Raw genomic sequence first — 5,734 nt, 5'->3', positions numbered from 1 at the left:
ATAAATCCCCTCGCCACAAAGCTCCCTCGCCACAGAGTTCGGTGTGTTGCTTTTAGTGCTGCAGGATTTTCTCGAGGAAATGCTGCGCACGTTCGGAGCGGGCGCTGATGTCGCCGAAGAATTCCTCTTTCGGGCAGTCTTCGATGATCTTGCCGGCGTCCATGAAAATCACCCGGTCGGCCACTTTACGGGCGAAGCCCATTTCGTGGGTCACGCACATCATGGTCATGCCTTCCTGGGCCAGTTGCACCATCACGTCGAGTACTTCGTTGACCATTTCCGGGTCGAGCGCCGAGGTCGGTTCGTCGAACAGCATGACGATCGGGTCCATCGCCAGCGCACGGGCAATCGCCACGCGCTGTTGCTGACCGCCGGACAGTTGCCCCGGATGCTTGTGGGCGTGGGCCGACAGACCGACGCGCTCGAGCAGTTGCAGACCTTTCTTGGTCGCCTCTTCCTTGCTGCGGCCCAACACCTTGATCTGCGCGATGGTCAGGTTTTCGGTGATGGTCAGGTGCGGGAACAGTTCGAAATGCTGGAACACCATGCCCACGCGTGAGCGCAGTTTTGGCAGGTTGGTCTTCGGGTCGGCAATCGAGGTGCCGTCGACGACGATGTCGCCTTTCTGGAACGGCTCCAGGGCGTTGACGCATTTGATCAGGGTCGATTTGCCGGAACCCGACGGGCCGCAGACCACGATCACTTCGCCTTTTTTGACCTCGGTGCTGCAATCAGTCAGCACCTGGAAGTCGCCATACCACTTGTTGATGTTTTTGATAGAGATCATACGGCGAACCTTTTTTGCAGACGCTTGACCAGCAGCGAGGCGGAAAAGCTGATGATGAAGTAGACGACACCGGCGAAGATCAGGAACTCGTTGGAACGACCGATGATGTCGCCGCTGGAGCGGGCGGAGTTGAGGAAGTCCACCAGACCCACGGTGTACACCAGCGAGGTGTCCTGGAACAGGATGATCGACTGTTGCAGCAGCAACGGGGTCATCTTGCGGAACGCCTGGGGCAGGATGATCAGACGCATGGTCTGGCCATAGGTCATGCCCATCGCCTGGGCGGCGGCCATCTGGCCTTTGGGGATCGACTGCACGCCGGCCCGGACGATTTCGCAGAAGTACGCGGCTTCGAACATCATGAAGGCCACGACGCAGGAGGTGAACGCGCCGATCGGGGTGTCTTCACCGGTGATCCAGCGCAGCACGAACGGCACCGCCAGGTAGAACCAGGTGATCACCAGCAGCAGCGGGATCGAACGGAAGTAGTTCACATAAGCGCCGGCCACGCGCGACAGCAGTTTGCTGGACGACAGGCGCATCAGGGCGAGGATGGTCCCCAGCACGATGCCACCGATCACGCCCATGACCATCAACTGCAGGGTCATGACCATGCCGTTCCACAGGCCCGGGATCGCGGGGATGATGCCGCTGAAATCGAAGTCCATTATTTACCCCCCACGGAGATCAGGCCAGGCACCGCGACTTTCTTCTCGACCATGCGCATCAGCAACATCAGGCTCATGTTCAGGGTGAAGTAGATCAGCGTGGCCAGGGTGAAGGCTTCAAACAGGTTGGCCGAGAATTCGGCGGTCTGTTTGGTTTGCGCCAGCAATTCCATCAGGCCGATCAAGGACGCCACGGAGGAGTTCTTGAACACGTTGAGGAATTCCGAGGTGAGCGGCGGAATGATGATCCGGTAGGCCTGGGGCAGCAGCACGTTCCAGTAGATCTGCGGCAGCTTGAAACCCATGGCGCGGGCGGCGGATTCCTGGCCGCGTGGCAGCGCCTGGATGCCGGTACGCACTTGCTCGCAGACACGGGCTGCAGTGAACAGGCCCAGGCACACGACAACGCTCAGGTAGGCCGAGGTGGTCGGGTTCAAATCCTGTTTGTACCAGTCCTGCAGGTTCTGCGGCAGCAGGTCAGGTACCAGGAAGTACCAGATGAACAGCTGAACCAGCAGCGGCACGTTGCGAAACAGTTCGACGTAGCAGGTCGCGATGCCCGATACGATGCGGTTCGGCACCGTGCGCATGACCCCCAGAATGGAGCCCAGCAGCAAGGCGATGATCCATGCCACGATGGCGATGGCAATGGTCCAGCCCAAACCGGTGACATACCAGTCGAGATACGTCTCGCTGCCAACGCCGGTGGACTTGAAGAACACGCCCCAGTCCCAGTTGTAATTCATTAGGGTCTCCCCTCGAGATCGATCGATGTACAAGCACCCGCTTGGGGAAGGTCCTTTCCCGTCCGACGGTGAACGTCGGACACACGCGATCGGCTCGGAAACCGCCAGGTCGAGTGTTCCACAGTAAAGCCAGCAGGTAGTAACAGACGCCTGAGGGAAGGTGGCTCCCTCAGGCGATAAGGTTAGTCAGGTATCAGATTTTTACGTCAGGCGCCGGCTTGTCGCTCGGGTTGGCGATCAGATCTTTTACCTTGTCGCTCATCGGGAAGTTGAGGTTCAGGCCTTTTGGCGGGATCGGGCTTTCAAACCACTTGCTGTAGATCTTGTTGATCTCGCCGGATTTGTACAGGCCAACGATGGCGGCATCGACAGCCTTCTTGAAGGCCGGGTCGTCTTTACGAACCATGCACGCGTAGGCTTCGAAGGACTGTGGCGTACCGGTGATGATCCAGTCGGCCGGCTTCTTGGCCTTGGCTTCTTCGCCGGCCAGCAGGGCATCGTCCATCATGAAGGCTACGGCGCGGCCGCTTTCCAGCATGTTGAAGGACTCGCCGTGGTCTTTGGCGGAGATGATGTTCATGCCCATCTGCTTGTCGGCGTTCATCGCTTTGATGATGCGCTCGGACGTGGTGCCGGCGGTGGTCACGACGTTTTTGCCTTTCAGGTCGGCAAAGTCAGCGTAGGACGGCTTGCCATCCTTGTCTTTCTTGACCAGCAGACGGGTGCCGATTTCGAAGATGTTGACGGTAAAGTCGACTTGCTGGGCGCGTTCGGTGTTGTTGGTGGTGGAGCCGCACTCGATATCCGCGGTGCCGTTCTGGATCAGCGGGATACGGGTTTGCGAGGTCACCAGGTTGTACTTGACCTGCAGGTCTGGCTTGTTCAGGTCTTTTTTCAGGGCTTCAACGATGGCCACTTGAATGTCGTGGGAGTAGCCCACGGGTTTGCCGGAAGCGTCCGCGATGTAGGAAAACGGAATGGAGCTGTCACGGTGAGCGAGCGTGATGGTGCCCGAATCGTTGATTTTCTTCAGGGTGCCGGTGAGTTCGGCGGCGAAAACTGGTGTGCTGATCAGAGCGGCAGCAATGGCTGCGCCCAGGATATGGGGAACGATGCGCATCAAATTTTCCTCGAATTGTTTTTTTTATGGAGCCAGTTCGTCGGCCCTTTTGTGCTTCGAATGCCTGACGGCTCCTGAAGTGTTGGCACTGCAGGCATTCGTCGAGAGAGTGTAGAGCATGAGTCGTGCCAGACCAGTCGTCGATGGTTAACTGGTTGTTTTATAACGTTATTAAACTTTTGTGGCGGTGTTTTTCAGCGTATCTGATCCGGTTTACCGAATCGACCGTAAAGTCGCGTTCGGAAAACCGAACGCTTTGCCTCAGCGCCAGACCGGGAGCCAGCCAAACACGAACAACAGGTGCGAGACCGCGCAGAGAGCCCCGAACAACAGCACCAGGCCAATCATCGGTGTACCGCCCCACACCCGATAGCGCGGGCTGCCGAAGCGTTTGCGCGAAGCCCGCGCCAACAGGGCAGGGGTGATCACCGCCCATAACGTCGCCGCCAGCCCGGCGAAACCGATGGCATGGATAAAACCTTCCGGCCAGAGCACTCCGCAGAGCATTGGCGGAGCAAAGGTCACGGTGGCGGTCTTGAAGCGCCCGGCGGGGCTGTCGTCGAAGCCGAGCACATCGGCCAGGTAATCGAACAACCCCAGGGTCACCCCGAGAAACGAACAGGCCACGGCGAAGTTGGAGAAAAACGTCAGCAACAGGTCGATGTTGGCGCTGTTGAGCCGCGACCCCAAGGCGCCAATCAATACATCAATGTTGCCGCCGTGCTGGGCGATGTCCTTGAACGCGTCCCGGGGAATATTGCCCATGCTGCACAACATCCACACCAGATACAGACCCAGTGCGAGCAAGGTGCCGCTGACCAGACAGGCGCGGATCCGCTGTGGGTCCTTGCCGTAATGCTTCATCAGGCTGGGCACGTTGCCGTGAAAGCCGAACGAGGTCAGGCAGAAGGGCAGGGTCACCAGCAAGTAGGGCCAATAGTGGTTGTCGCCGTGGTCGAGGTTGAGCAGCGTGGCGCTTTGCACATGCCCGAGCAAACCACCGAACGTCAGGAAGAACGCGAGGATTTTGGCGCCGAACACCAGCGTGGTCATCCGGCTCACCGCCGTGGTACTGAGCCAGACGATAAACGCCACCAGCAGGGTGAACCCCAGGCCGCCGGCCCGTGACGACAGCGTCCAGCCCAGCGATTGCGCGGTGTGATGAATCACCGAACCGCTGGCGGAAATATAGGCGTAGGTCAGGGTGTAGAGCACAAACACGATGCTCAAGCCGTTCAAACGGCTCCAGCCACGCCCGAGCAGATCGCGGGTGATGGTGGAAAAGCTCGCGCCTTCGCGGTAGTTGAGATTGGCCTCGAGGATCATCAGGCCCGAGTGCAAGGTGCAGAACCAGGCCAGCAACAGCACGGCGACCGAGCCGTAGAACCACAGCCCGGACATGACCACCGGCAAGGAGAACATGCCCGCACCGACGATGGTGCCGCCAATGATCATGGCGCCACCGATGATCGACGGCGAGCGTTCGACAGCAGGAACGGAAGAGATTGAGGTGACGCGCATGGCAAGGCCCGCAATTTGAATTGTTATATGGCAGTGGTTGACACGGTTGCTGTGGGAGCGGGCTTGCCCGCGATGGCGCTCGGTCTGTCAACAGTGATGTTGAAGCCGCTGGCCTCTTCGCGGGCAAGCCCGCTCCCACAGGGTTCTGTGCAGGATGGTTATTCAGCGGATGTCGAGCAGGTGCGTCAGATTCCGCACATTCGCCAACAAAAAGCTGTCCTGCCCCGGCAATGCATCGAACGACAACCCCACCGGCAACCCGCCCGCAGCCGCGACCGGAATGCTGATGCTCGGTGCCGCCAGGTTGCTCGCCGGATCGGTATTGCGCACGAAGGCTTCGAAGTTGCTTTCGTCCGAGCAATCGCTGAGCAGCGGCGCGCTGCACGTGACGGTCGGGTAAGCGATCAGATCCAGTCGGTGGTTGCCCAGCAGCGCACGGTATTCCTGCTCCAGACGCAGTTTGCTCATCAACGCCTGCACGTAATCGGTGTAGGAAATCGCCGGACTTTCCAGTTGGGCGTTGAGGATTTTCTTGATCGCCGGATCGCGGATCTGCGCAAGGATATCGAGGAACTGCGCACCACGTCCTTGCCCCATCAGGAACCGCGGGAAGTCGATGAAAAACTCGTAGATCGGCAACGGAAACTGGATGCTTTCGTTGATCTCGCCGATCACGGCGTCGTCGACCAGCACGATGATCGCCCCGCGATCGGCCAGGGTGTCGATCGCCGCTCGGCAATCGCGCTGCACATTGTCGGCGAGGTCGGCCCAGAGAAAGCGCTCGGGGATGCCGATGCGCAACGGTCGGTCTGCGGCCTGTTGCGCGCTGCCGGTCAGGTGCCCGTGAACGAACTGGCAGTCTTCCACGGTGCGGGTCAGCAGGCCCGGAGTG

At 59.5% G+C, this 5,734-nt stretch carries 6 protein-coding genes; all 6 read right to left on the bottom strand.

The window, feature by feature from the left end:
* Positions 1-52: 52 nt before the first annotated feature.
* Positions 53-787: an amino acid ABC transporter ATP-binding protein gene (locus DBR24_RS25940; protein WP_042560754.1), complete on the bottom strand. Its 735-nt coding sequence runs from the start codon at positions 785-787 to the stop codon at positions 53-55.
* A complete protein-coding gene (locus DBR24_RS25935) occupies positions 784-1,455 on the bottom strand; it encodes an amino acid ABC transporter permease (RefSeq protein ID WP_007963949.1) in 672 nt (223 codons plus the stop codon). The genes DBR24_RS25940 and DBR24_RS25935 overlap by 4 nt, the downstream gene beginning before the upstream one ends.
* Positions 1,455-2,201, bottom strand: a complete 747-nt coding sequence (locus DBR24_RS25930) for an amino acid ABC transporter permease (RefSeq protein ID WP_016986630.1) — start codon at positions 2,199-2,201, stop codon at positions 1,455-1,457. Before DBR24_RS25930 ends, DBR24_RS25935 begins: the two co-directional genes overlap by 1 nt.
* Positions 2,202-2,394: 193 nt before the next feature.
* Entirely contained in the window at positions 2,395-3,321 is a 927-nt protein-coding gene (locus DBR24_RS25925; RefSeq protein WP_128616137.1) for a glutamate/aspartate ABC transporter substrate-binding protein, read from the bottom strand.
* Between the two features lie 261 nt (positions 3,322-3,582).
* Positions 3,583-4,842, bottom strand: coding sequence for a tryptophan permease (gene mtr / locus DBR24_RS25920; RefSeq protein ID WP_128616136.1), 1,260 nt, complete (start codon positions 4,840-4,842; stop codon positions 3,583-3,585).
* A gap of 162 nt (positions 4,843-5,004) precedes the next feature.
* The coding region (locus DBR24_RS25910) for an amidase family protein (protein WP_256591838.1) at positions 5,005-5,734 on the bottom strand (730 nt) is incomplete at its 5' end.

The sequence above is a fragment of the Pseudomonas sp. HMWF006 genome (genome assembly GCF_003061205.1).
Classification (GTDB): domain Bacteria; phylum Pseudomonadota; class Gammaproteobacteria; order Pseudomonadales; family Pseudomonadaceae; genus Aquipseudomonas; species Aquipseudomonas monsensis.
The sequence above is the reverse complement of the archived record's forward strand: the minus strand, read 5'-3'. Positions and strand labels throughout refer to the sequence as shown.

Bases quoted from the DNA above. Each gene is read 5' to 3' on its own strand.
- DBR24_RS25940 (WP_042560754.1), bottom strand. From the start codon at position 787: ATGATCTCTATCAAAAACATCAACAAGTGGTATGGCGACTTCCAGGTG.
- DBR24_RS25935 (WP_007963949.1), bottom strand. From the start codon at position 1,455: ATGGACTTCGATTTCAGCGGCATCATCCCCGCGATCCCGGGCCTGTGG.
- DBR24_RS25930 (WP_016986630.1), bottom strand. From the start codon at position 2,201: ATGAATTACAACTGGGACTGGGGCGTGTTCTTCAAGTCCACCGGCGTT.
- DBR24_RS25925 (WP_128616137.1), bottom strand. From the start codon at position 3,321: ATGCGCATCGTTCCCCATATCCTGGGCGCAGCCATTGCTGCCGCTCTG.
- mtr (WP_128616136.1), bottom strand. From the start codon at position 4,842: ATGCGCGTCACCTCAATCTCTTCCGTTCCTGCTGTCGAACGCTCGCCG.